General features: G+C 56.8%; 1 protein-coding gene. It reads left to right on the forward strand.

Annotated features, from left to right (window positions below):
- Positions 1 to 388, forward strand: a 388-nt coding sequence (locus FJV41_RS56265; protein WP_181791635.1) for an aminotransferase class IV, incomplete at its 5' end; no start/stop codon positions are given.
- Positions 389 to 410 lie beyond the last annotated feature (22 nt).

A 410-nucleotide genomic window follows, 5' to 3' on the forward strand; every position in this document is an offset into this window, starting at 1 on the left:
GGAAGGTATCGCCCTCGATGTTAACGGCTATATCTCCGAAGGCGCAGGGGAAAACCTGTTTGAAGTGAAGGACGGTGTACTGTTCACCCCGCCGTTTACCTCTTCCGCGCTGCCGGGCATTACCCGCGACGCCATTATCAAGCTGGCGAAAGATCTTGGTATCGAAGTCCGCGAGCAGGTGTTGTCCCGTGAATCCCTGTATCTGGCGGACGAAGTCTTCATGTCCGGCACTGCGGCGGAAATCACCCCGGTGCGCAGCGTGGACGGCATCCAGGTCGGCGCAGGCCGTCGCGGTCCGGTAACCAAACGCATTCAGGAAGCCTTCTTTGGCCTCTTCACCGGTGAAACAGAAGATAAATGGGGCTGGTTGGATCCGGTAAGTAAGTAATTAAAAATGGGACGGCACGCAC

This window comes from Myxococcus llanfairpwllgwyngyllgogerychwyrndrobwllllantysiliogogogochensis, from assembly GCF_006636215.1.
Lineage (GTDB): Bacteria > Myxococcota > Myxococcia > Myxococcales > Myxococcaceae > Myxococcus > Myxococcus llanfairpwllgwyngyllgogerychwyrndrobwllllantysiliogogogochensis.